At 67.1% G+C, this 24360-nt stretch carries 22 protein-coding genes; 12 read left to right on the top strand and 10 right to left on the bottom strand.

Features of this window, described 5'->3' with window-relative positions; all coding sequences use genetic code 11:
• Nucleotides 1–3 precede the first annotated feature (3 nt).
• Together ACF8LI_RS19885 and ACF8LI_RS19880 are read left to right on the top strand one after the other, a co-directional pair.
• Nucleotides 4–837, top strand: coding sequence for a hypothetical protein (locus ACF8LI_RS19885; protein WP_312840440.1), 834 nt, complete (start codon nucleotides 4–6; stop codon nucleotides 835–837).
• Nucleotides 822–1862 carry a right-handed parallel beta-helix repeat-containing protein gene (locus ACF8LI_RS19880; RefSeq protein ID WP_312840439.1) on the top strand — a complete coding sequence of 347 codons (1041 nt, stop codon included), beginning with the start codon at nucleotides 822–824 and terminating at the stop codon, nucleotides 1860–1862. Before ACF8LI_RS19885 ends, ACF8LI_RS19880 begins: the two co-directional genes overlap by 16 nt.
• A gap of 29 nt (nucleotides 1863–1891) precedes the next feature.
• Here ACF8LI_RS19880 and ACF8LI_RS19875 read toward each other — a convergent pair whose 3' ends face one another.
• Nucleotides 1892–2542, bottom strand: coding sequence for a cysteine hydrolase family protein (locus ACF8LI_RS19875; RefSeq protein WP_267178923.1), 651 nt, complete (start codon nucleotides 2540–2542; stop codon nucleotides 1892–1894).
• A 266-nt stretch (nucleotides 2543–2808) separates the two neighbouring features.
• Nucleotides 2809–6897 (bottom strand): ATP-dependent RNA helicase HrpA, encoded by a 4089-nt coding sequence (hrpA, locus tag ACF8LI_RS19870; protein ID WP_312840437.1) that lies wholly within the window; start codon nucleotides 6895–6897, stop codon nucleotides 2809–2811.
• A gap of 214 nt (nucleotides 6898–7111) precedes the next feature.
• Here hrpA and ACF8LI_RS19865 point away from each other — a divergent pair, with 214 nt between their 5' ends.
• Nucleotides 7112–8278 carry a metallophosphoesterase gene (locus ACF8LI_RS19865; protein ID WP_392413983.1) on the top strand — a complete coding sequence of 389 codons (1167 nt, stop codon included), beginning with the start codon at nucleotides 7112–7114 and terminating at the stop codon, nucleotides 8276–8278.
• Between the two features lie 3 nt (nucleotides 8279–8281).
• Here the strand turns inward: ACF8LI_RS19865 and ACF8LI_RS19860 are convergent, their stop codons facing one another.
• Nucleotides 8282–9013 carry an ABC transporter substrate-binding protein gene (locus tag ACF8LI_RS19860; RefSeq protein WP_244388027.1) on the bottom strand — a complete coding sequence of 244 codons (732 nt, stop codon included), beginning with the start codon at nucleotides 9011–9013 and terminating at the stop codon, nucleotides 8282–8284.
• Nucleotides 9014–9292: 279 nt separating this feature from the next.
• Here ACF8LI_RS19860 and ACF8LI_RS19855 point away from each other — a divergent pair, with 279 nt between their 5' ends.
• On the top strand, nucleotides 9293–10000 hold the full coding sequence (locus ACF8LI_RS19855; protein WP_312840436.1) for a hypothetical protein: 708 nt from the start codon (nucleotides 9293–9295) through the stop codon (nucleotides 9998–10000).
• Nucleotides 9948–10694 (top strand): Fic family protein, encoded by a 747-nt coding sequence (locus tag ACF8LI_RS19850; protein ID WP_212646552.1) that lies wholly within the window; start codon nucleotides 9948–9950, stop codon nucleotides 10692–10694. Before ACF8LI_RS19855 ends, ACF8LI_RS19850 begins: the two co-directional genes overlap by 53 nt.
• Nucleotides 10695–10721: 27 nt before the next feature.
• On the opposite strand, the gene ACF8LI_RS19845 is transcribed toward ACF8LI_RS19850, so the two are convergent.
• The 3 genes from ACF8LI_RS19845 to ACF8LI_RS19835 form a co-directional block, all read right to left on the bottom strand.
• Entirely contained in the window at nucleotides 10722–11867 is a 1146-nt protein-coding gene (locus tag ACF8LI_RS19845; RefSeq protein WP_312840435.1) for an AAA family ATPase, read from the bottom strand.
• Between the two features lie 35 nt (nucleotides 11868–11902).
• Entirely contained in the window at nucleotides 11903–12757 is an 855-nt protein-coding gene (locus ACF8LI_RS19840; protein ID WP_392413982.1) for an RNA ligase family protein, read from the bottom strand.
• Nucleotides 12758–13168: 411 nt separating this feature from the next.
• The gene (locus ACF8LI_RS19835) at nucleotides 13169–14026 is read right to left on the bottom strand and encodes a LysR family transcriptional regulator (protein WP_016448234.1); all 858 of its coding nucleotides are present in this window, start codon (nucleotides 14024–14026) and stop codon (nucleotides 13169–13171) included.
• 120 nt (nucleotides 14027–14146) lie between these two features.
• Here ACF8LI_RS19835 and ACF8LI_RS19830 point away from each other — a divergent pair, with 120 nt between their 5' ends.
• Nucleotides 14147–14530 (top strand): tautomerase family protein, encoded by a 384-nt coding sequence (locus ACF8LI_RS19830; protein ID WP_034395446.1) that lies wholly within the window; start codon nucleotides 14147–14149, stop codon nucleotides 14528–14530.
• 50 nt (nucleotides 14531–14580) lie between these two features.
• Here ACF8LI_RS19830 and ACF8LI_RS19825 read toward each other — a convergent pair whose 3' ends face one another.
• A complete protein-coding gene (locus tag ACF8LI_RS19825; protein ID WP_392413981.1) occupies nucleotides 14581–15465 on the bottom strand; it encodes a LysR family transcriptional regulator in 885 nt (294 codons plus the stop codon).
• A 132-nt stretch (nucleotides 15466–15597) separates the two neighbouring features.
• Between ACF8LI_RS19825 and ACF8LI_RS19820 the strand changes: the two genes are divergently transcribed.
• Nucleotides 15598–16587: a tripartite tricarboxylate transporter substrate binding protein gene (locus tag ACF8LI_RS19820; RefSeq protein ID WP_013801719.1), complete on the top strand. Its 990-nt coding sequence runs from the start codon at nucleotides 15598–15600 to the stop codon at nucleotides 16585–16587.
• A 13-nt stretch (nucleotides 16588–16600) separates the two neighbouring features.
• The gene (locus tag ACF8LI_RS19815) at nucleotides 16601–18232 is read left to right on the top strand and encodes a gamma-glutamyltransferase family protein (protein WP_392413980.1); all 1632 of its coding nucleotides are present in this window, start codon (nucleotides 16601–16603) and stop codon (nucleotides 18230–18232) included.
• A gap of 23 nt (nucleotides 18233–18255) precedes the next feature.
• On the opposite strand, the gene ACF8LI_RS19810 is transcribed toward ACF8LI_RS19815, so the two are convergent.
• Nucleotides 18256–19251, bottom strand: a complete 996-nt coding sequence (locus ACF8LI_RS19810; RefSeq protein ID WP_016448238.1) for a tripartite tricarboxylate transporter substrate binding protein — start codon at nucleotides 19249–19251, stop codon at nucleotides 18256–18258.
• 26 nt (nucleotides 19252–19277) lie between these two features.
• A complete protein-coding gene (locus ACF8LI_RS19805) occupies nucleotides 19278–20168 on the bottom strand; it encodes an amidohydrolase family protein (RefSeq protein ID WP_310043550.1) in 891 nt (296 codons plus the stop codon).
• Between the two features lie 70 nt (nucleotides 20169–20238).
• Here ACF8LI_RS19805 and ACF8LI_RS19800 point away from each other — a divergent pair, with 70 nt between their 5' ends.
• The 4 genes from ACF8LI_RS19800 (at nucleotide 20239) to ACF8LI_RS19785 (ending at nucleotide 23213) form a co-directional block, all read left to right on the top strand.
• On the top strand, nucleotides 20239–21210 hold the full coding sequence (locus ACF8LI_RS19800) for a LysR family transcriptional regulator (RefSeq protein ID WP_034367441.1): 972 nt from the start codon (nucleotides 20239–20241) through the stop codon (nucleotides 21208–21210).
• Nucleotides 21211–21234: 24 nt separating this feature from the next.
• Complete coding sequence (locus ACF8LI_RS19795) at nucleotides 21235–21501, top strand: antitoxin (protein ID WP_043790233.1); 267 nt, start codon at nucleotides 21235–21237, stop codon at nucleotides 21499–21501.
• Complete coding sequence (locus tag ACF8LI_RS19790) at nucleotides 21498–21944, top strand: type II toxin-antitoxin system VapC family toxin (RefSeq protein WP_034367439.1); 447 nt, start codon at nucleotides 21498–21500, stop codon at nucleotides 21942–21944. Before ACF8LI_RS19795 ends, ACF8LI_RS19790 begins: the two co-directional genes overlap by 4 nt.
• 63 nt (nucleotides 21945–22007) lie before the next feature.
• Nucleotides 22008–23213, top strand: coding sequence for an MFS transporter (locus ACF8LI_RS19785; protein ID WP_016448243.1), 1206 nt, complete (start codon nucleotides 22008–22010; stop codon nucleotides 23211–23213).
• A 12-nt stretch (nucleotides 23214–23225) separates the two neighbouring features.
• On the opposite strand, the gene ACF8LI_RS19780 is transcribed toward ACF8LI_RS19785, so the two are convergent.
• Nucleotides 23226–24359 (bottom strand): ABC transporter permease, encoded by a 1134-nt coding sequence (locus ACF8LI_RS19780; protein WP_392413979.1) that lies wholly within the window; start codon nucleotides 24357–24359, stop codon nucleotides 23226–23228.
• Nucleotide 24360: the final 1 nt, after the last annotated feature.

The raw sequence follows: 24360 nt of genomic DNA, 5'->3' as shown, positions 1-24360 counted from the left end.
GACATGCACTACTACAGGTCTTCTTCCTGGCCCTGGCCGCCGACCTGGACTACGAGCCGGGGCGCGCATCACGGCGCTGGCTTCACAGTATGTGGAGACAACCTGTCCGACGACAGAGGAACCACGCTGCCCCAGTACGCCAACGACAACGTCAACAGCGTGGTGGGCAACCTGAGCCCGCAACTGAACAACCTGCTCAACGCCAGCCGGCTGGGCAACCCGGCCCAGCCCTGTGCCGAATACCAGTTCCTGGGCGAATTCCTGCACTCCTACCTGGACACCTTCAGCCACCGGGACAAGGACAACCGGCCGTTCGATGCCATCAGCGCGAAGCTGGGCATAGGGCATGGGTTTGCGGGGTCCGAGCCGGATTACACCTATGACGAGGACATGCCAATACTGGGGAATATGCCTGATCCAGAAGTGCCTTATTGGGACAAGCGGGAGTATCGATCGCTGCAAGGGGAGAAGGCGGTTTATGAGTTTTTAACGGCGTATGGAACTAGCCCTGCGCTGGGGTTTGAGGAGATCAGGAATGTGCTCGAGAGATTCAATGCAATCAGGGAAGAGGGTGCGGATTTTCCTGGAAAGGCTAGATTTTTGAAAGAGACCATTAATAAACTGATTAAGGATGGAAAACTTAAACTAACCAAAAACACAGAAAATAGCGAAAAAACCAGAATTGTGGAAATAAATATAGAAAAGGGAGGTAGCGATGAATATAAAATAAAAGAGGCAGAGAAAAATAGAGGTAAATACTTAGAAAACCTTGCAGGTCAAGAACATAAATATCCAGGCGTTTGCTTGCCAGGCAGTAAAATATGCAAAGAAGTATAGTTTTTCTCTATTTTTCTGCTTTTGCTTGCATTGTCTTTGCAAGCTGCCAAGCTTTCCCCAAGAAACCACTCACGACGGAAGAATGGGCAGCGCGCCGCCATCCACCTAGCGACAAGGGCCCGCTGCCTGAGGGGTGCAAGCCCGTCAAGTATAGAGGTGGCTACTACCCTATCACGGAAGCTTTTGAAGGTTCTGGCCGTCACTGCGTCATTCATGACTTTGTGCAGCGTAAAGCGCGTGACTGGATCGAAGGGGGAATAGAACGTGGTAACCCACGAGGTGCAATTTTAGATTTCTACCACAGTAATAATGCTGACCTTGATTTGCGAGGACATCTTGTTACAGGAAGACCATTTAATAATAATAGCGGCATTGGAATATTATCTGGTGGAGAGGTAGTTTTCAATCTAAGAGTTCATAATGGAATAATAGAAACTCCAGGTCTATCGGGTATTGGCGTAGAACTTTCTCCTAAATTGGGTGCACGCAATAGAATTGAGAAACTGGAGGAAGACTTTCCTGTAATAGAAAATTCCAGATGGAACATCGAAACCCAAAAATTCAATAAAATCCCTTGGGATTATTTCCCTCCCACCTTCTACACCGCAGAAAACCTCCAAATCAAATCCGGCGGCCGCGCCGTCATCATGGCCGGCTCCGACAACGTGGTGCGCAACAACACCATCGAGGTCGATGGCCGCACCGCCGTCTACCTGTACGGCCCGCGCTCGCTGGTGGAGGGCAACACCTTCATCGTGCACATGGACCCGCGCGACAAGGCCCCGCTGCCCGCCATCCTCAAGCTGCGCGATGCCGATGGTTCCATCATCCGCAACAACCGCTTCATCGTGAAGCGCAGCGGGCTGTTCAGGAAGAAGGAAGAGGAACCCCAGGCCGGCATCAACCTGCTGGAGTCCAAAGGCGTTGTGATCGAAGGCAATGTGTTCGAGCAGACCGCCGTGCCGGTGCGCAAGGATGCGGCCAGCACCACGACGGAGTACGGCAACGCCGTGGATTCTCGCTAGGAGACGATGCGCGGGCCCTGCCTGCAGGCTCAGCGCAGGGGCAGCTGCACCACATGCGCGGTGGGCAGCACATCGCCGAACACATCCTCGATCTCGGCCAGCGCGGCACGGTGCAGGCTGTCGGCGTCCACGGATTCGCCGTTGCTGCGCGTGATGGCACGTGTGGCCACGGCGTCGCTGGCCACGACGACCTCGAAGCCCAGCGGCGCGGCATCGCGTGCGGCGCCGGCCACGCAGGCGTGGGTCATGAGGCCGCAGATGACCACGGTGGTGATGCCACGCGCGCGCAGCTGGTCGGCCAGGTCGGTGCCGACGAAGGCGCTGACGCTGCGCTTTTGCACCACGGTGTCGCCCGCGCGCGGCTGCAGGCCGGGGTGGAACTGGACGGTGCTGCCATTGACGGCGAACACGGGCGCACCTTCAGGGGCAATGTGCTGGATGTGGAACACGGCAACCTGGCCGGCATCGGCCCATTGCAGCAGGCGCCGGGCCTGCTCCAGGACCTGCGGGCCGCGCGGGATGGGCAGGCGGCCGCTGAAGTACTCGTTCTGGAAGTCGATGACCAGCAGCGCCGTGGCACCCCGTGGCAACTGGCTGCGCCCCGGCGCGCCTGACAGGGCGCGGAGGGTGGGATGGCTGGTGGATTGGGTGGCCTGGCTGGCCTGTTCTGCGAGGGACATGCAGTGCTCCTGAAAACGGGAAGTGGTTGATGCCTGCAGTCTAGAAACGCACAGGGCCCACCACAACGCCATGGAGCGGCCAGCATCTGTGCAGGTTCTGCACAGATCGCCCGTGCTTTGAAAAATGCCCCATCTCTGTGATGGCGCATACGGCCTTGGGCCTTGCATCGCTCCAACCCGCTGCGTGCCGGTGAAGGTGGCGATGCCGCGTTGAACCATGGCCTGCGGCCCTTCCGATCGCGGAAGGGCCGCAGGCCGGCACGGCGCTAGTTCTGCAGCTGCTGCCAGACCTTGTCCAGCCGCTTGATGCTGACCGGGTAAGGCGTGCGCAGCTCCTGGGCGAAGAAGCTCACGCGCAGCTCCTCCAGCATCCAGCGGTACTCCTGCATGCGCGCATCGATGTGGCCCTTGCGCTCGGCCACCAGGCGCCAGTAGCGCTGCTCCAGCGGGCGCAGCTCGGCCAGGCGGCTGGCGTCGCGCGCAGGGTCGGCGCGGTACTTGTCCAGCCGGCTGGTGATGGCCTTGAGGTAGCGCGCGTAGTGCTGCAGCTGGGTCCAGGGCGCGGCCGCGATGAAGTTCTTGGGCACCAGGCGCTGCAGTTGCTGGGCGGCGTCGGCCGTGGCGTCGGGCGCGTTCTTGGTGTCCTTGATCTTGCGCTGGGCCGCCGCGTACTCGACCAGGATGGTGGAGGCCATGCGCGCCACCTCGTTGGCGATCAGCGTCAGCCGGCCGCGTCCGTCCTGCACGCGCTGCTTGAACTGCGCGTCGTTGGTGGGCAGCGGCTCCTGCAGGAAGGCGCGGTCTATGGCCACGTCGATGATCTGCTCGCGCAGTTCCTCCTGCGTGCCCAGCGGCATGTAGGCGACGGCCATCTTCTGCAGGTCCGGAATGTTCTTTTCCAGGTACTTGAGCGCGTCGCGGATCTGCAGCGCGAACAGGCGGCGCAGGCCCACGCGGTGGCGCGCGGCCGCGACCTCGGGTTCGTCGAAGACCTCGATGCCGACGGCATCGCCATGGTCGATCAGCGCAGGGAAGCCGATCAGCGTCTGCCCGCCCCGGCCGATCTCCATCAGCTCGGGCAGCTCGCCAAAGCTCCATTCCTTGTAGCGGCTGTCGGCGGGCTGGCTGGGCCTGGCGTTGCTGGCGGGCTTGGCCTGGTCCGCCTTTTCAGGCTTTGCTGTCTTGTCCGGCCTGGCGCCAGATTCCGCCTTCTTGCCGGCTTCGGACGCGGCGGCAGGTGGGGCCGCAGCCTCGGTGACCGAAGCCACCTTCAGCGCGGCCAGCGCCTGGAAGGCGCCGCGCGCCTTGGCGCCCAGTTCGGCCTTGAGCGCGCCCAGGTTGCGGCCCTGGCCCAGCTGGCGTCCATGCTCGTCCGTGATGCGGAAGTTCATGAACAGGTGCGGACTGAGCATGTCCAGCTTGAAGTCGGCGCGCTTGACGTCCAGCGAGGTCTCGTCGCGCACCTGCTTGAGCAGGGCATCGATCAGCGATCCCTGGCCCCAGCGCTCGGGCGTGGTGAAGAGTTCGGCCAGGCGCTGGGCGCTTTCGGGCAGGGGCACGAAGCGGCTGCGCGGGCGCTGCGGAAGGCTCTTGAGCAGGGCCTGGAGCTTGTCCTTGAGCATGCCGGGCACCAGCCATTCCACGCGCTCGTCGCTGACCTGGTTGAGCACGAACAGCGGCACGGTGACGGTGATGCCGTCACGCGCGTCGCCCGGGCTGTGCAGGTAGCTGGCCGTGCAGTCCACGCCGCCGAGCTTGACCACCTTGGGAAAGGCCTGGGTGGTGATGCCGGCAGCCTCGTGGCGCATCAGTTCGTCGCGCGACAGGCGCAGCAGGTCGGCGTTTTCCTTGGCCGCCTCGCGGAACCAATGGTCGAAGGTGGCGCCGCTGAACACGTCCTTGGGGATCTGCTGGTCGTAGAAGGCGTAGATCAGCTCGTCATCGACCAGCACGTCCTGGCGGCGGCTCTTGTGCTCCAGCTCCTCGACCTTGCGCACCAGCTTGAGGTTGGCGGGCAGGAAGTGCCAGCGCGTGTCCCACTGCCCCTCCACCAGGGCCTGGCGGATGAAGATCTCGCGCGCAGACTGCGGATCGATGCGGCCATAGCTCATGCGCCGGCCGTTGTAGACCACCAGGCCGTAGAGCGTGGCGCGCTCCAGCGCCACCACGTCGGCCTGGTTCTTGGACCAGTGCGGATCGAGCAGCTGCTTCTTGAGCAGGTGGGCGCCGACTTCCTCCAGCCACTGCGGATCGATGGCGGCGATGCCCCGGCCGTACAGGCGCGAGGTTTCCACCAGCTCGGCCGCAACGATCCAGCGCCCCGGCTTCTTGGACAGGTGGGCGCCCGGGTGCGGATGGAAGCGGATGCCGCGCGCGCCCAGGTAGGCGTCGCTTTCATCGCCCTTGTAGCCCAGGTTGCCCAGCAGGCCGGACAGCATGGACAGGTGCACGGCGTCGTAGCCCGCGGGCTCGGTGTTGACCTTCCACTTGTGCTCGTTGACCACGGTCAGCAGCTGCGAGTGGATGTCGCGCCATTCGCGCACGCGGCGGATGTTGATGAAGTTCTGGCGCAGCAGCTGCTCCCACTGGCGGTTGCTGAGCTTGTGCGAGGGCTCGTCATCCGTGCCGGGACCGGTGTCCTGCGGATGGAAGGCCGCCAACGCCTCGGCCGCCGGGGCGGCCACGCTCTGCCCGCCGCTGCGCTGGGCCACGGGCAGGAAGGCGGCATTGCGCGCCGACGGCTTGGCGGCCGGCGCCTGGGCCGTGGCCATTTCCTTGCGGCTCTTGGCCACCACCTTGCCGCCGCGCGCATCCTGCAGCCATTTCCACAGGCGCAGGTAGCCGCTGAATTCGCTTTTCTCGTCGTCGAACTTGGCGTGCTGCTGGTCGGCCTGCTGCTGGGCCTCCAGCGGCCGGTCGCGCACGTCCTGCACGGACAGGGCGGAGGCGATGACCAGCACCTCGGCCACGGCGCCGCGCGTGCGCGCCTCCAAAATCATGCGGCCCACGCGCGGGTCCAGCGGCAGGCGCGACAGCTCGCGGCCCATGGGCAGCAGCTCGCCGCGCTCGTCCACGGCGCCCAGCTCGCCCAGCAGCTGGTAGCCGTCGGCAATGGCACGGCCCGAGGGCGCTTCGAGGAAGGGAAAGTTCACCACGTCGCCCAGGCCCAGCGACTTCATGCGCAGGATGACGCCGGCCAGCGAGGAGCGCAGGATTTCAGGGTCGGTGAAGCGCGCGCGCGTGCCGAAGTCGGCCTCGTCGTACAGGCGGATGCAGATGCCGTTGGCCACGCGGCCGCAACGGCCGGCGCGCTGGTTGGCCGCCGCCTGGCTGATGGGCTCGACCAGCAGCTGCTCGACCTTGCTGCGGAAGGAATAGCGCTTGACGCGCGCCGTGCCCGCATCGATCACATAGCGGATGCCGGGCACGGTCAGCGAGGTCTCGGCCACGTTGGTGGCCAGCACGATGCGCCGGCCCGTGTGGCTGTCGAAGATGCGGTCCTGCTCGGCCTGCGACAGGCGCGAGAACAGCGGCAGCACCTCGGCATGGCGCAGCACGGGCTGCTGTGCCAGGTGCTTGCGCAGGTGGTCGGCCGCCTCGCGGATCTCACGCTCGCCGGGCAGGAAGACCAGGATGTCGCCACCCGCGCCGCCGGCCCACAGCTCGTCCACGCCTTCGGCGATGGCGTCGTTGAGGTCATGGTCGCGCTTTTCCTCGAACGGGCGCCAGCGCATCTCCACGGGGTAGGTGCGGCCCGAGACCATGATCACGGGCGCAGGCCCCTTGGGGCCTTCGAAGTGCCTGGCAAATCGCTCGGCATCGATGGTGGCCGATGTCACCACCACCTTGAGGTCGGGGCGCCGGGGCAGGATCTGCTTGATGTAGCCCAGCAGGAAGTCGATGTTGAGGCTGCGCTCGTGGGCCTCGTCGATGATCAGCGTGTCGTAGGCCTTGAGCAGCGGATCGGTCTGCGTCTCGGCCAGCAGGATGCCGTCCGTCATCAGCTTGACCGAGGCGTCCTTGGACAGCCGGTCCTGGAAGCGCACCTTGTAGCCCACCACATCGCCCAGCGGCGTGTTCAGCTCCTCGGCAATGCGCTTGGCCACCGAGCTGGCGGCAATGCGGCGCGGCTGCGTGTGGCCGATCAGGTGGCCGCGCACCTGGCCCTTGTCGTCGGGCGTGGCGTTGACCTTGCCCCGGCCCAGCGCCAGCGCGATCTTGGGCAGCTGCGTGGTCTTGCCCGAGCCCGTCTCGCCGCACACGATGATGACCTGGTGCCGGTCCATGGCCTCCATGATTTCCTCACGGCGGGCGGATACGGGCAGGGATTCAGGGAAGCTGATCTTCAAAGGCATAAGGGGCTGGATTATCCCCGCGCCATGCCGGCGGCGCCACGCGGCTGCAGATTTCCATACGCCGGCCCTGTGCCGCCCGCATGAAAACCCCCGCATGCCAGGGCCTTCGCCAAGTCAGGCCAGCGGCATGCATGGCATTGCGCACAATCGGCGCTCGCCTTGCCGCCCGCTCCCGGCGCTGGCCGCCTCACCCGCCTTCCTCGATCTGCTCCCCATGGTTACTCTTGCCGCCCTCGTCATTCCGCTATTGGCCCTGTGGCTGTGGTGGCCCGTCCGCCTGATGCCGCGCCGCGCCCGCCTGATGGCGGCCGTCGCCACGGCGGCCCTGGGCTGCACGCCCGCCCTGCTGCTGGTACTGCTGCGCGAGGGCACGGTCGAGTACCGCACGCTGGCCTATCTGCAGGTGCCGGGCGGCTGGGTGCTGGCCCTGCTGCTGATGCTGGCCGTCTTCATCGTGCTGCGCGACGGCCTCTGGGCGCTGGCCGCCGTGGCCCGGCGCGAGGACTGGAAGCGGCGCCTGCACGCCCCGCTGCTCACGGCCGGCGCCCTGGCCCTGGCGGGCCTGCTGTCGGCCTGGGGCGTGGCCAATGCGCTGCGCCCGCCCGAGGTGCACGAACGCACGCTGCGCCTGCCCGGCCTGCCCACCGGCCTGGAAGGCCTGCGCGTGGCCGTGCTGGCCGACATCCACGCCAGCCCCATCAACGACGCGCGCTATGTGCAGACCATCGTGGAGCGCACGCTGGAGGCGCGGCCCGACCTCATCGTGCTGCCGGGCGACATGGTGGACGGCGACGTGGACAGCGGCCGCGCCAACGTCGCGCCGCTGGCGCAGCTCAAGGCACGCCACGGCGTCTGGGCGGCGCCCGGCAACCATGAGTACTACAGCGGCTACGACGCCTGGATGGCCGAATTCCGCCGCCTGGGCCTGAACCTGCTGGAAAACCGCATGCAGCTGATCGATGTGCAGGGCGCGCGCCTGGCGCTGTCGGGCATCGGCGATCCGGCCTATGGCCGCCTGTCGCGCCAGAACACCGACCCGTCCGTGGCCGAAGGCGTGCCGCCCGACATCGACACCGTGGCCCGCCAAGCCAAAGAGGCTGGTGCGCAATACCACCTGCTGCTGGCCCACCAGCCCAAGACCGCCCGCGACAACGCGGCCCACGGCGTGGGCCTGCAGCTGTCGGGCCATACGCACGGCGGCCTGATCCTGGGAATGGACCAATGGCTGGTGGCGCCCGCCAATGACGGCTTTGTGCGCGGCGAGTACGAGGTCGGCGCCATGAAGCTCTTCGTCAGCGCCGGCGCAGGCCTGTGGGCCGGCTTTGCCGTGCGCCTGGGCGTGCCGGCCAGCATCGACCTGCTGGTGCTGCGCGGCGCCTGACCTTCAGGTCGCAGGCGCAACCGCTGCGCCCTGGATGCCGTGGCGCTGCAGTGCCTCGGCCACAAAGCCCGAGGCCTTGGCCTCTTCCACAAAGGCCGCCAGCACGCGCAGGGCCTCATCGCCCCGCCCCTTGGGCAGGCCCATGGCCTGCTGGATCACCATGAAGCGGCCTGGCAGCAGGCGCAGGCCGGGCAGGCGGGCGGCATCGGCCTCCAATTGCTGCTTGACGCCGGCGGCCACGTCGGCCGTCGATTCCACAAAGGTCTGCACCACGGCGGGCGAGGACACGGCGCGCTCTATCTGCGCATGCTTGAGCTCGCGGCTCAGGTACAGGTCATAGGCGCTGCCCTTGCCGACCACGACCGTGTGCCCGGCCCGGTCCACCTGGGCGTTGTCGGTCAGCGGCGAATCCTGGCGCACCAGGTAGCTGCCCTCGATCAGCACATAGGGCGCGGTGAAGCCGATGCCCGCGCCACGCACGGGGTCCACGGCAAAGAAGCCGAAGTCGGCCTCCTCGCGCGTGACGGCATCCACCGACTTGGCGGCCGTATCGAAGACCACCAGTTCCAGCTCCAACCCCAGCTGCTGCGCAAAGCGCCGGGCCAGGTCGATGGACACGCCCGCAGGCCGGCCGTCGGCATCCAGCCGCGCAAGAATGGGATTGCCGGTGTTGATGGAGGCGCGGATGCGGCCAAGCGGCGCGAGGGTGGACAGCAGCTGGGAGGAATGGTTCATGGATGGCTTTCGAAGTGGCAGACAGAAGGGGCGGCGGTCTTCAAACCTTCATTGTCTGCGCACACGGCCGGTGCAAGGTCCGGGTGTCATCTCACCAGCGAGCATGGCTTGCCGGTATTGGGTCTTGGATTGCCATTGCGTCCAGCACTGGAATTGGGGTTGGACTTCATCGCAATCCCTGCTGGTCAAGCGGCATGAAATCCGCACACAACCCATTGTTATAAAAGGAAAAAACAACACCTTAAAATCAGACCATGTAGAGATCGTCTGAGGCAGAGAATGAACCTGGACAGCAAACTTCAGATATCGCTGAGCAAGCGCTCCGGCAACATCGTGCTCCGGCGTGATCTGAGCAGATTGGCAAGCGCTTCCCACCTCAGCGAGGCCTTGCATGACTTGGTCTCGGACGGCCGCCTGATCCGCCTGGGCGCCGGCATCTATGCCAAGGCAAGGCCCGACGCCAGCGGCGATCCGCAGTTGCTCGCCCCCAGCGATGAGCTGGTCAGGGAGGTGCTGGACAGACTGGGAATCAGGTTTCGCAGCGTGGATCTGGTCAACGAGGCGGGCCAGGCCACGCTGCTGATCGATGCAGGCAGCCAGCGCATCTCACGCAGGCTGAATCTGGGCGATGTCGCCGTGCGCTATGTCCGCAATCCCTCGGCACCTGATGAACCCGGCGAAACCTTGCCCGCAGACGTGAACGCCCTGCCCTCCAAAGGTGTACGCCAGTTTGTCGAGCGGCTGGCCCGCACGCACCACATCCAACACCAGCGTACCGGACTGGACGACTATGCACAGGCAGTCACACGCGCTGCAGGAGATGAAGTGGAGCTCGACAGCACGGGCAAGCTGCTCGTGGCCTTGAAGAAAAAACATGTCATCAATGGCCGGCAGCTTGCCAGGCTGATGACCAATCACATGAGGGAGGTGCAGGATGTTCGATCCGTTCGGGGACTTCGAAAGCGCGGGCTACCTGCGCAACATTGAAGGACTGAAAGACGCCCGTGAGGTCAAGATCCAGGAACACCTCTTTTTCGAGGCCAACCTGGAAGAAGCACTTGCCTTTCTGGCAAGCATCCGGGGCCGGATTGGCTACCGCGATTTTTTGCGCGTTCACGCCATCCTGTTTTCCGACTTCTACCCCTGGGCCGGCCAGGACAGGCGTGCGCTGGGCGTGGGCCGGCTCGTCGGCAGGGGAGCAGGCCTGCAATTCGAAGTGTCAGAGCTGTGCCAGCGCGCCGTCGAATGGGGCCTGGACATGGGCAACGATGCAGGCACCCTGCGCGACAAACCTGGTGCTGTCATGGGCGCGTTTGCCTGGGGTCATCCCTTTCTCGACGGAAATGGACGCAGCATGCTGCTGATCCATGCCGAGCTGTGCCACCGCGCGGGCTTTGCCATCGACTGGCTGGCCTCCAACAAGGAGGCTTATCTGAAGGCACTGACCCAGGAGATCCAGAACCCGCAAGGCAGACACCTCGATGCTTATCTGCGCCCCTTGATCACCTCTGCCAACACGCAGACCACCTTGCTTGATCATCTTCGGGCATTGCCAGGGCTGAAGGGTCCGGGCGATGACGTGCATCGCCCGGACATGAACGTGGCATACCGGGCCGAAGACCAGGAAGCAGCCCAGTCCTATCTGGAGATGAAGCGCGCACGCGGCGAGCATGCCGCTTGACAGCGGTACAGCAACCCTCCCCCTCCCCTACCCCTCATTGACCAGCAACGACAGCGCATGCGCCTCGGTAGGCAAAGGCACATCCCAGCGCTGCAGCAGGCCGAGCAGGGCCGCGTTGGTCAGCGTGGTGTCGCGCGCGCGGTTGCGGGCCAGCAGGGTTGGGCGGCTGGCTTCCAGGTGCACGAGTTCCACGCGGGCGCCGTAGGCCAGGCACAGGTCCACGGTCTTGCCGCGCATCTGGCGCGACAGGTGGGTGGCGTTCCAGACGAAGGGCTGGCCCGCGCGCAGCAGGGCCTTGGCCTTGTCCACGGCGTGGTGGGCGGCCGCGCCCTCGTTCTGGCCGTGGCGCAGGCCCAGCTCCGTACGCGCATCGTCGAAGGAGACCACGGGCAGGTCGCCATGGTGGGCGGCCACCCAGGTGTTCTTGCCGCTGGCCGGCAGGCCGCACATGACGATGGCGCGCGAGCCTTCCTGTGCGTGCAGCGCATAGTCGGGATGCAGCTGCGCGCCGCGGAAGTAGCGCACCGCCGTCTCGTCCGAGGCAAAGCGGCGCGGCGTGCGCAGGCAGCCCTCTTCCAGCGCGAACTCGCGCACCAGCTCGATGTTGACCAGCACGGACGCAATGTCCGGGCAGATGCGCCCGCGCATGTCGGCCCGCGCCAGCAGGGTGAGCAGGTGCAGGTCCACCTGCCAGGACAGCTCGCGCACGATGAACTCGGGCGAGAGGCCGCGCCGCGAATCGGCAAAGGCGAAGAACGGCACCTGGTGCACGGCGATCAGCCGGCAGATGGCTTCGCGCTGGTCCACGGGCGCGCCGGCTTCCCAGAGCATGAGCCGCGCATCCAGCGCACCGCGGCGCGAATGGCCGGGCTGGCCGATGCGGCCGTCCTCGCCCACCACGGTGGTCGAGCACTTGGCCACGTCGTGCAGCAGCGCGGCCAGGAAGACCGTCTCGCGCTCGGTGGCGGTGAGCGCCGCATGGCCGGGATCGGCCAGCAGCTCGCGCACCACCATCTGCGTGTGCGTCCAGACATCGCCTTCGGCGTGATAGACGGGGTCCTGCGGCGTGGTTTTGGCCTGCTCCAGCTGGGGGAAGGCGGCCAGGCAGGCCGCGAAGTCGGGGTCGGCGCCGGGCTGCGGCACCAGGGACTGGATCTGTTTCCAGTTCGTCATGGCAATCTCCTTGCGATGGGTCTGCGCTGCAGGCCTCACCAGCTTTTTGAAATATCGGCCGCAAAGATGTCTGCGCCCTCGCGCAGCCCGTTGGGGACGATGGGCCGCTCGCTGTGGTGCGAGCCCGAGTCGAGGATGACCTGCACGAAGTCCGGCCGCACGAACTTGTAGCGCGCCACGGTCTGGCCGTCCTCCTCCACCTTGAGGTAGAGGCCTTCGGCCAGCTCGGAGCCGTCGGTCTGCCGCCAGCACAGCGGCAGGTCCAGCTTCTGGCGGGCCACCACCTGCTCGAAGGCCTGGCGCCAGCGCGCGCTGCGGCCCAGCGAGGGGGCCAGCAGCGCCAGCAGGTCCTGCATGCGCCGGGGCGCCACCCCGCTGTAGAGCACAGGCACCGAGACCACGGGCACGCCGGCCAGCAGGGCATGGCGGCGCGGCGTGTCCAGGAAGCACTGCGCCGAGCGGTCCCAGATGTCGAACTCGCAGAACCAGTGCGGCAGCGCGTCGTAGAACAGCGAGTGCTTGGCATACATCCACTCGCCGAACACCTGGTAGCGGTCGTCCAGCAGGGACAGCAGCGCGCCCTCGTGGGCCTGGGCCCATTGCTTGAAGAGGTTGAACTGGCGCTCGCGCCCGCCGGGCCGCTCGCTGTCCAGGTAGTGGCCGCGCGACTGCAGCAGCAACTGGCCGTCGCCGGCAAAGCTCAGCGCGGCGTTGGCGCCGTCGAGCTTTTCCTCGACGACGATGTGCCGGCCGGCCAGCCGCTCATAGGGCACGGCGTCGTCCTGGTCGCCGGCCTGCAGGCGCGAGCCGCGCAGGTGCGGCGTACGGGGGTACTTGAGGATCTCGATGTTCGAAAGAAAACGAGGGCCTGGAGAAATGGATGGGGTCATGTCGTGCTTTCCAAAAGCGATGCAGCACCCCACGGCGACATGCCGTGGAGCGGGAAAAGCCGACGACGACGCCAGGCGCCGCAATGCAGGGGATACAGCGACAGCGCGGCCTGGCCCGTGGTGGCCGGGCCGGCAGGCTGTCGAAGGGGAAGATGGCAGGACTGTCGGGGCCGTCCGCAAAAAGGACGGTCAGCCGCAAGCCCTCAAAAGGCCACGCACCGCAGCGCACACGCAAAAGACATCCGGGGCAAGGCCAGGATCAGCGTGTGACGAAGTCGTTCAGCAGGAAGCTGTGCGGCGGGGCATGGTGCACCTCGAAAGGGTGAGGGTGGATGGGAGGGGTGCGAGTCTATCGCCCGTTGCCCCGCAGGCACAAGCGGCTGCGCGCCATGCCGGGCCGATTGTTGGCTGCTAGCCACGCACGGCGGACTTGAAGGCGGCGCCCAGCGCATCCAGCGCCGCGCGCGGCCGGCCTTCGCGCACGCGGGTGTGCAGCAGCACGGGCAGGCGCGGCAGCGTGGGCAGGCCCAGGCGCGGGCCCACGTCCACGGCGCCCAGGGCCAGCATGCGCGGCGCCAGCGCAGCCACGCCCAGCCCCGCCATGACGGCGGCCGAGACAGCGGCTACGCCGCCGCCCACGAATACCTCGGTCCACGGCATGCGCGCTGTATCCAGCAGTTGCCCGGCCATGGCGCGCACGCCGCAGGGCTCGGCCAGTGTGGCCAGCGGCAGGGGCTCGCCCGCGCGGTGCTGCCAGCCGGGCGCGGCAAACCAGCCGAAGGGCTCCTCGGCCAGCAGCTCGCCGTCGTCGCGCCCGGCATGCGTGCGAACGATCACCGTGTCGTACTCGCGCCGGTCGAACCCCTGCAGCAGCGGGCCGGACGATGCGATGCGGATGTCGATCAGCAGCTGCGGGTCCTGCGCATTCATGCGGGCGATCAGGGCCGGCAGCTCAGGCCCGGCCACGTGGTCGCTGATGCCGATGGTCAGCCGCTGGCGCGTGCTGACGGCCAGCGCCAGTGCGCGCTCATGGGCCTGCAGCAGTTCGCGCGCATGGGGCAGGAAGTCGGCGCCCAGCGCCGACAGCTGCACATGGCGCGGCGTGCGCTCGACCAGCCGGCAGCCCAGCCGCTGCTCCAGCCGCTTGAGCTTGAGGCTGACGGCGGCCTGCGTGGTCTGCATGGCTTCGGCCGCGCGCGTGAAGCTGCCCAGGTCCGCGATGTGCACGAAGCCTTGCACGGCATCCAGGTCCAGAGGTCGTTGAATCATTTCAATCCATTATTACTGATATCAGCAATCATGGCTTTTCAAAATATCTGGCGCAGCCTACCTTCGAGGCTCCCACAACGCAAAGCAACGCAACTCAACTCAACGCAAAGGAGCCACACCATGCCCATGACCCGGATCAACATGCGCGCCGGCAAGTCGCCCGCCTACCGCCAGGCCATCTGCGACAGCCTCTACCGCGCCATGCGCGAGACCTTCAACGTGCCGGAGGACGACCAGTTCATGACCATCACCGAGCATGACGGCGACAACTTCCGCTACGGCGCCTCCTACCTGGGCGTGGCGCGCAGCGACGATCTGGTGCTGGTGCAGCTCACGGTCAGCAACACCCGCAGCCTGGAGCAGAAGAAGGCGCTGTTCAGCCGCATCGCCGAGCTGCTGGTCGAAAGCCCGGGCCTGCGGCCCGAGGACGTGTTCGTCAACCTGGTCGAGGTGGACAAGGAGAACTGGTCCATGGGCCATGGGCTCGCGCAATACGCAACTTAAGACACGCGGATCGGCGCAACACCCACAGCGGCGCGCTCAGTCCGGCACACTCAGTCCGGCACCGCCAGCGCCGCCACGAATTGCTGGCCCACGGCGGTGATGATCTCGGCGCGCGCCGCCGTGCGCAGCTGCACCAGGGCGATCTGCCGGCTCTCGGCGGTCTGGGCAAGGGGCAGCACGCGCAGGCGCGGGTCGCCCTCCCAGCCATGCCGCACCAGATTGGGCAGCATGGCCACGCCCATGCCGTCGCGCACCAGCTCCACGATGGTCTCGATGGAGTTGAGCTCCAGGAACTCCTGGGGCTTGGCGCGCAGACGGCGCAGCGTGCGCTCCACCAGCTCGCCCGTGTGCTCGGTGCGGTCGAAGCGGATGAAGGGATAGCGCTCCACCATGTCGGCGGGCGCCGCGGGCCGGGCGGCGCGCGGCGCCAGCAGCACCATGGGCTCGGCGTACAGCGGCGTCCAGACCAGCGAGGGGCGCTTGATGGCCGGGTTGTAGACCACCACGGCCGCGTCCAGCTCATGGTTCTCCACCTGGGCGATCAGCCGGTTGGACTTGCCCGAGACCACATGCAGGTCCACCGCCGGATGGTGGCGCTTGAGCTCCAGCGTGGCGCGCACCAGCTGGCTCAGCGCCGAGACGATGGAGCCGAACTGCACGGTGCCGGCCAGCGGTGCGTCGGCCCGCGTGCCGTGCTTGGCCTGCTCGTACAGCGCCACCAGCTGGGTGGCAATGGGCACCAGCGCCCGGCCCTGCTCGTTGAGCGTGACCAGCTTGCCCTGGCGCGCGAACAGCTTGCGCTTGAGGTCGTTTTCCAGCGTGCGCATCTGCAGCCCCACGGCCACCTGGGTCAGCGCCACGCGCTGTCCGGCGGCGGTGAAGGAGCCCTCGGCCGCCACGGCGAGGAAAGTGCGAAGAATGCGCAGGCTTGGCATAAAAGTTTTGCTTTCAAGATTCGTAAGAAATTCCAGCTTTCACCAAACAGTTTCTATCATCAAAATCGCTGGCAACCGATAGCCGATCGTCCTGATCGCACCCTCCCACTTCCCGGATTTCTGGAGATCTCCATGCCTGCACCCGTGTCCCGCCGCCTGCTTGTCTGCTGCGCCGCCCTGTTGACCTGCGCCACGCCCGGCTGGGCCGCGCCCGCCGCCGATGCCTGGCCCTCGCAGCCGCTGAAGATCATGGTGGGCTTTGCCGCCGGCGGCGCCAACGACATCGTGGCCCGCATCCTGGCCAAGGAGCTGCAGCAGCGCCTGGGCCAGAGCGTGGTGGTGGAGAACCGCGGCGGCGCGGGCGGCCTGATCGCCAGCGAAGTGGTGGCCAAGGCGCCCAAGAACGGCTACACGCTGCTGCTGGGCTCCATCGGCAGCAACACCGTGGCGCCCGTGCTGGCCAAGAAGCTGTCGTTCGACCCGCGCAAGGACCTGGAGCCCATCACCCTGGTGGCCGAATCCGGCAACGCGCTGCTGGTGAACGCCGCCCTGCCCTACAAGACGGTGCAGGAAATGATCGAGGCCGCGCGCAAGGCGCCGGGCAGCATCAACTACGCATCGTCGGGCAACGGCTCCACGCTGCACCTGGCCGGCGCGCTGTTCGCGCAGCAGGCCGGCGTGAACCTGGTGCACGTGCCCTACCGCGGCAACGGCCCGGCCATCACCGATGTGTCGGGCGGCCAGGTGCAGGCCATTTTCTCGGGCATTCCGCCCGCCATCACCTCGGCCAAGACCGGCCAGACCCGCATCCTGGCCGTGACCACGAAGCAGCGCGTCAAGAACCTGCCCAACGTGCCCACCGTCGCCGAGGCCGGCCTGCCCGGCTATGCCTTCACGTCCTGGTACGGCCTGTTCACCACGGGCGGCACGGACCCGGCCATCGTCGAGCGGCTGGCCCAGGAAGTGCGCAAGATCATGGAGCGCCCCGAAGTGCAGGCCCAGTTCGAGGCCCAGGGCCTGGACCCCGAGACCAGCGACCCCAAGTCCTTCAAGCAGCAGATCGACCGCGAGCTGACGCGCTGGAGCCGTGACGTGAAGACCATGGGCATCACCGCCGACTGAGGCAGGTTCTTTCATGCACGCCTCTTCCTCTCCCTTCACTCCCGGCAATCCCTACGACTCCAAGCGGGTGCCCGTGTTCGCGCGCAATGCCGTGTCCACTTCCCACCCGCTGGCGGCGCAGGCCGGCCTGCGCATGCTGTGGGCAGGCGGCAACGCGGTGGACGCGGCCATTGCGGCGGCGGCGGCCATGACCGTCGTCGAGCCGGTGAGCAACGGCCTGGGCTCGGACGCCTTCTGCATCCTCTGGGATGGCAAGGAGCTGCACGGGCTCAACGCCAGCGGCCGCGCACCGCAGGGCTGGGCGCCCGAGTACTTCCACCAGCGCTATGGTCGCCAGGACAAGCCGCCGCGCCGGGGCGTGGACTCCATCACCGTGCCGGGCGCCGTCAGCGCCTGGGTGGCCCTGCACGAGCGCTTCGGCAAGCTGCCCTTTGACGCGCTGATGGAGCCGGCCGCCGAGATCGCCGAGCGCGGCTACCTGGTGCCGCCCGTGGTCCAGCAGAAATGGGCCGCAGGCGCGCCCGAGCTGCAATCGCAGCCGGGGTTCAGGGAAAGCTTCCTGCCCCGGGGCCGCGCGCCGGAAGTGGGCGAGCTGTTCCGCTTTCCCGCCGCAGCGCGCGCCCTGCGCGCCATTGGCGCCACGCGCGGCAAGGCCTTCTATGAAGGCGAGATTGCCCGGGCCGTGACCTCGTTCGTGCAGCAGCATGGCGGCTGCCTGGGCATGGCCGACATGGCCGCGCACGAGGTGCAATGGGTGCAGCCGCTGGCCAAGGACTACCGCGGCCACACGCTGCACGAGATCCCGCCGGGCGGGCAAGGCATTGCCGCGCAGATCGCGCTGGGCATTCTGTCCAACTTCGACCTGGCCAGCCTGCCCGTGGATGGCGTGGCCTCCCAGCATCTGCAGATCGAGGCCATGAAGCTGGCCTTTGCCGACATCTACCGCTACGTGGCCGATGCGGACATGGAGGTGACGCCCGCACAGATGCTCGACGACGCCTACCTGGCCTCGCGCGCCAGGCTGATCGATCCGCGCCGTGCGCAGGACTTCAAGGCCGGCAACCCCGTGCGCGGCGGCACCATCTACCTGACGGCGGCCGACGAGAACGGCATGATGGTCAGCTTCATCCAGAGCAACTTCTCGGGCTTTGGCTCGGGCGTGGTGGAGCCGAGCTTCGGCATCAGCCTGCAAAACCGCGGCCACGGCTTCGGCACCGACCCCCAGCACCCCAACCGCGCCAACCTGGTGGGCCCGGGCAAGCGCCCCTTCCACACCATCATTCCGGCCTTCCTGACCCGCGACGGCCAGCCCGTGATGAGCTTCGGCGTCATGGGCGGCAACATGCAGCCCCAGGGCCACATGCAGACTGTGGTGCGCATGCTGGACTACCGCCAGTCGCCCCAGGCGGCCTGCGATGCGCCGCGCTGGCGCGTCAACGAAGGCCTGTCCATCAACGTGGAAGGCGGCATGGACCCGTCCACCATCGCCGGCCTGCAGGCGCTGGGCCACCAGGTGGAGGTCATCCACGACCCCTACCAGGACTTCGGCGCCGGCCAGTTCATCTGGCGCATGGGCGATCCCGCCGTGGAGGGCTACCAGATCGCCAGCGACCCGCGCCGCGACGGGCTGGCGGCCGGGTTCTGAAGCGTGCTCCAACCCGCCTGTGGCTACTCCGCGCGCAGGCGCCCCTGGCGGGTCAGCCGCGCCGCCAGCGCGGCCTCTTCGCTGACCAGGCGCTGCAGCACGGCCGCGCTGGCCGGGAAGGGCTCGCTGCCCAGTTCGCGGATCAGGCGGCTGAACTCCGGGTCGGCCACGGACTGGGAGATCCAGCCATACAGGCTGTCCACGCTGGCCGTGGGCGCACCCTTGGGCGCGAACACGCCCACGAAGGTGGTGGCATCGAACACCGGCAGGCCCAGCTGGGCCAGGTCGGGCACATCGGCCAGCCCGCCCCCGGCGCGCGGCCCCAGCACGAACAGCGCGCGCAGGGCGCCGCTCTTGATATGCGGCGTGGAGCTGGTGATCTGGTCCACCACGGCGTCGATCTGCCCGCCGATCAGATCGACCAGGGCCGGCCCCGATCCCTTGTAGGGCACGGGATTGACGCGCACCTTCACGGCATCTTCCAGCTGCAGCACGGCCAGGTGATTGGGCGAGCCCGGGCCGGCATGGCCCACGGTCACGCTGCCATCCCTGGCCTTCATCGCCTTGATGAAATCGGCCGCGGTCTTGAAGCGCGCGTCGTTGGCGCGCACCACCACGACCACGGGCGTGCGGCTGACCACGGCAATGGGCGCAAAGCTGTCGGCGCGGTAGGGCAGCTTGATCATCTCGGGCAAGGTGCCCAACTGGCCCGGCGTGGCCACCAGCAGCGTATGCCCGTCCGGCTCGGCGCGCGCCACCCAGCCCGAGCCCACGGCACCACCGCCGCCCGCACGGTTGTCCACGATCACGGACTGCCCCGCATGCCGGGCCAGCGGAATGCCCAGCGTGCGGGCCACGATGTCCACGTTGCCGCCCGGCGCAAAGGGCACGACCAGCGTGAGCGGCTTGGCCGGAAATGCGCGCGCCTGCACTGCCGATGCAGCCGATGCCGCAGCCAGCGCCGCGAAAGATACCGCCGTGCGGATAAAGCCTCTGCGGCCCGATGTGATTCGATTCATTTTCTCTGTCTCCTGCTATTTGAAAATCAATGACCCCAATACAGGCGCGCGGGGTTATCGACCAATACCGTGCGTCTGTATTCCTCTGGAACCCAATCCACCAGTGCCCGCGCCAATTCGCCAGCGGAATTCGAACGGGCCTTTATTCCGGGATGCGGCCAGTCCGACCCCCATACGATCCGGTGCGGATTGGCCTGCACCAGGGCATGTGCAATGGGAACCACGGCCGGGTCCACGGCCGATGCCGTTGCCGATATCCGGTAGGCGCCCGAGAACTTCACCCAGGCCCGGCCTTCCTTCATCAGCGCCTGCAGATTGCGGCTGCCCGGCCCGCCGGCGCCCAGCTGGCGCGACGGGTGGCCGAAGTGATCCACCACCACGGCCACGCCCATGTCGGCCACGCGCTGCGCCAGGCCAGGGTCTTCATCCACGTTCACCAGCAATTGCACATGCCAGCCCAGGCCCCGGATGCGGTCGACCACGGCCTGCAGGCTGGAGACGGAGACCCCGCCCGAAAACAGCGCATTGCACCGTGCGCCCCGCACGCCCAGGGCGTGCAGCGCTTCGATCTCTGTATCCGGCGTGTCCTCGTAGATCACGGCCACGCCACGCATGCGGCCCGCCTCGGCATGGCGCAGCGTCTGCTTGAGAAGGCCGTGATCGCGGCCATACACGCTGGGCTGGACCAGAACGCAACGGTCCACGCCCAATGGGCGAAAGGCTTTCCAATAACCGTCCATGGACGCGACAGCCGGTGTATAGGCGCGCTCCGCAATCAACGGAAAATCTTCTGAACGACCAAATACATGGAAATGGGTATCGCAGGAATTTTCTGGAAACAGATATTGTTCCGCTGGATTTTCGACTGCGTCGCAATCACCGGCACAGCGGTTGAAACTGGGTGAATTCATGGGCATTCATTTCAAAGCTGGTGCATTGTCGTGACGCACGTAAAATTCAGTCAAGCTCATCTTTGTCATCATCAAAATGAACAGCATTCAACATGCAGACGGTGCGCCCCGGGCCCCGGTCAACCTGCGCAGCATCGACCTCAACCTGCTGGTGATCTTCGAGGCCCTGGTGGAGGAACGCAGCGTGGGCAAGGCCGCCGCGCGGCTGGGCATCACCTCCTCGGCCGTCAGCCATGCGCTGCGCCGGCTGCGCACCCAGTTCAACGACCCGCTGCTGCTGCGCACGGCCGAAGGCATGTCGCCCACGCCCGAGGCCGTGCGCCTGGCGCGCAGCTTCCGCAAGGCCTTCAGCGAGATCGAAAGCGCCATCGAGGTCAGCAAGGGCTTCGATCCGGCCACGGCGCGGCGCAACTTCCATCTGCGCCTGTCCGACTACGTGGGCGTGCTGCTGCTGCCGCAGCTGTGCATCCATCTGCGCGCCGTGGCGCCGGGCATCAGCCTGTCGGTGCAGTCCTTCGACGGCCGCCAGCCCTCGGACCGCGTCGAGTACGAAGGCGTGGAGATACGGCTGTCCGTCTCGCGCGGGCGCTCGGTGCTGTCGGCGTCACGGCGCCTGCTGGACGACCAGTGGATGGTGCTGATGCGCAAGGACCATCCGGCCGCCGCCTCCCCGCTCACGCTGGAAAAATACCTGGAGCAGGGCCACCTGAAGGTCACGGGCGTGGGCAGCAGCATCGTGGACGAACTCCTGGCCGAGCGCGGGCTGGCGCGGCGCGTGATGTTCCAGGTGCCCACCTGGCTGGGCATGGTGCCCGTCATCGAATCCACCGACCTGGTGGCCGCCATGCCCGCGCACTGGATGCACAGCGTGCTGTCCGGCTCCAACTGCGTGGCGCGCCCCATGCCCCTGCCCGAGCTGGCCCTGTCCATCGACGCCGTCTGGCATCCGCGCAACGACCATGACGCGGGGCACAAATGGTTCAGGGAGCTGATCCACCAGATCTTCCAGGAGGCGTACAGCAAGTCACAGTGCGGATATATACTTTGATACATACCAGCAGGAGGAATCACCGTGACGCAGACTGCCAAGCTTTTCACCACCGGTCGCAGCCAGGCCGTGCGCCTTCCCTATGAATTCCGGTTCGAGGAAAAAGAGGTCTACATACGTCGCGACCCCATCACGGGCGACGTGATCCTGTCGCGCCGTCCCGACTCATGGCAAGAGTTCTTTGCGCTCGACGCCACCACCGACGTGCCGGCCGATTTCATGGACACCGCTGACCGAGCGCAGCCAGAGTCAGGCCGCGATCCGTTTGCCGACGAAGGCAGTGCGCGATGACACGCTACCTGCTGGACACCAACATCGCCAGCCACATCATCAAAGGCGATATCCCTGCCGTGCGCGAACAGCTGGTTCGCGTACCCATGCACCAGATCGCCGTGTCGGCGGTCACGCAGGCCGAACTGATGTACGGGGTCGCCAAGCGCGGCCACCCTGCCGGGCTGTCGCTGCGGGTGACAGGGTTCCTGGCCCGCGTCGAGGTGCTGCCCTGGACGGCCCAGGTGGCCGATGCCTACGGCCACCTGCGCGCCGCCTGCGAGGCGGCCGGCATCACGCTGGCCTCCATGGACATGATGATTGCCGCGCACGCCCTGCTCCTGCAGCAGCAGGCCGCGCAGGCCGGCGAGCGCTCGGTACTGGTCACAAGAGACCGGGTGTTCAGCCGCATTCCCGAACCCGGACTGGCCATCGCGGACTGGACGACCGGCCCGGCTGGCTGAATCGGCGCTTAACCCAGCCCTCATGCTTTTCGGTGAAGATGCGGTCTTTCCGCCGCACAAGCCATGACACCAGAACAACACACTCCAGCGCTGCAGCGCCGCAACCTCGGCCTGCTCGTGGCCGCGCAATCGCTGGGGGGCGCGTCGCCGCCCATCATCATTTCGCTGGGCGGCCTGGTCGGCCAGCAGCTGTCCACCAATCCCACGGCCACCACGCTGCCTGTCAGCATCTACCAGCTGGGCCTGGCGCTGTCCACGCTGCCCGCGGCCTGGCTGATGCAGCGCATGGGGCGGCGCACGGCCTATGTGCTGGGAGCCATCCTGGGCGTGGTCTCGGGCGTGATCGCGGCCCAGGGCATTGCGCACTCCGATTTCGTGACCTTCTGCATCGGCACGGCGCTGGCGGGCTTTTACGCGGCCTGCGTGCAGAGCTACCGCTTTGCGGCCACCGACGCCATGACCGACCCCGCCGAGCAGGCGCGCGCCATCTCGCGCGTGATGATCGGCGGGCTGATCGCGGCCATCATCGGCCCGCAGGTGGTGATCTGGACGCGCGACGCCCTGCCCATGACGCCGTTCGCCGGCAGCTTCTACAGCCAGGCCGTTCTCGCCCTGCTGGCCCTGCCGCTGCTGCTGGGCCTGAAGCTGCCGCCGCCCCAGGCCCGCGCCGTGGCGGGCGAGGCCCGGCCGCTGGCCGAGATTGCGCGCACGCCGCAGTTCATCGTGGCGGCTTCGGCCGGCGTGGTCAGCTACGGTCTCATGGCCTTTCTGATGACGGCCGCGCCCATGGCCATGGTGGGCTGCGGCCACACGGTGGGCGAGGCGGCGCTGGGCATCCAGTGGCATGTGCTGGCCATGTTCGCACCCAGCTTCTTCACGGGCCGGCTGATCGCGCGCTTCGGCAAGCGCCGCATCACGGCGCTGGGGCTGGTGATGATCGCCGCCTCGGCCCTGATGGCGCTGATGGGGCTGGAGCTGCTGCACTTCTGGGGCTCCCTGGTGCTGCTGGGCGTGGGCTGGAACTTCGGCTTCATCGGCGCCACCGCCATGGTCACCGAGTGCTACCGGCCCGCAGAGCGCGCCAAGGTGCAGGCGCTCAACGATTTCCTGGTCTTCGGCACCGTGGCCGTGGCCTCGTTCGGCTCGGGCCAGCTGCTGCACACGGCCGGCTGGGACGGCATCAACACCTGGCTGCTGCCCATCGTGGGCGTGGTGCTGCTGATGCTGGCCATGCAGGGACGGGGTCGCGGCGCGGGCGCGCCGGCCTGAAGCCCCGACCGGTCAATCGCCAGGGTCCGCACGGCGGCTGCCCAGCCAGAGCACGGCCACCCAGCCCAGCAGCGCCAGGGCCAGCAGCACGGACAGATGCCATAGCGCCGCCTCCAGCGGCGCGCCGGCCTGGTTCAGTCGCAGCGAGGCCTGGATGGCCGCCGTGCTGGGCGACAGCCAGCGCAGCGCCTGCAGCAGTTGCGGCAGGGCTTCGGCCGGCCAGCTGAAGCCGCCGATGAAGGCCAGCGGGATGGAGGTGAACAGCACCACCTGCATGGCACGCTCGCGGTTGGCCAGCCACCAGCCCAGCAGCGCCGCCGCCCCCGCCACGGCCGGGACGAAGACGGCCAGCAGCGCCAGCGCGCCCCAGGGATTGCCGCCGCGCGGATAGTCGTGCCAGACGAAGATCCAGCCGAAGTAGTACAGGCCCGAGAGCCAGCCCAGCGTGCACAGCGCCAGCAGCCGCGCCAGCCAGGTGCGTGCCGGCGCCCTGTCCAATCCCTGCTCGCGCCAGGTTCCCACCAGCAGCGCGCCGCCCATGAGCAGCGTCTGCTGCAGGATGATGATGGCCACGGCGGCGACGACGAAGCTGCCGTAGCCTTCCGTCGGATTGAACAGGGCCTGCATCTGCAGGTTGACGGGCGAGCGGCTGGCCTGGGCCTGCAGTGCGCTCTGTCCGCCGGCCGTCAGCCGCCGCAGCTCCACGCCTGCCGAGACCGTGCCGAAGGCTTCGGCAAAGCCGTACTGCACCTGCTTGGCGGCCAGCGGGTAGGCACCGTTGGCATAGACGGGGACCACGGCCTCTTCGCTGCGCACCACGCGGCGCTTGAGGTCGCGCGGCAGCAGCGCGTAGCCCATGACGCGGCCATCCAGCAGGGCCTGCTGCGCCTGGGCCTCGTCGCCCGTGACCAGAGCGACTTCGATGCGCGGGCTGGCCTGGGCAAAGCGCATCATCTGGCGTGCCAGCCCGCTGCCGTCGTGCTGCACCACGGCCACGGGCACGCGCTGCACCACCTCCTGCCCATAGAACCAGGGATAGAAGAAGCCGTAGAGCACGGGCGCGCCCACCAGCAGCATGAGCACGCCCACGTCGCCGAACACGGCACGCAGGGCGTTGAGGAAGTCATGCGCAAAGCCCCTGGCCATC

It is taken from the genome of Delftia sp. WSY_12, from assembly GCF_043104645.1.
Classification (GTDB): domain Bacteria; phylum Pseudomonadota; class Gammaproteobacteria; order Burkholderiales; family Burkholderiaceae_C; genus Comamonas; species Comamonas tsuruhatensis.
Note: the sequence above shows the minus strand (reverse complement) of the source record. Positions and strands in the feature narration are given on the sequence as shown.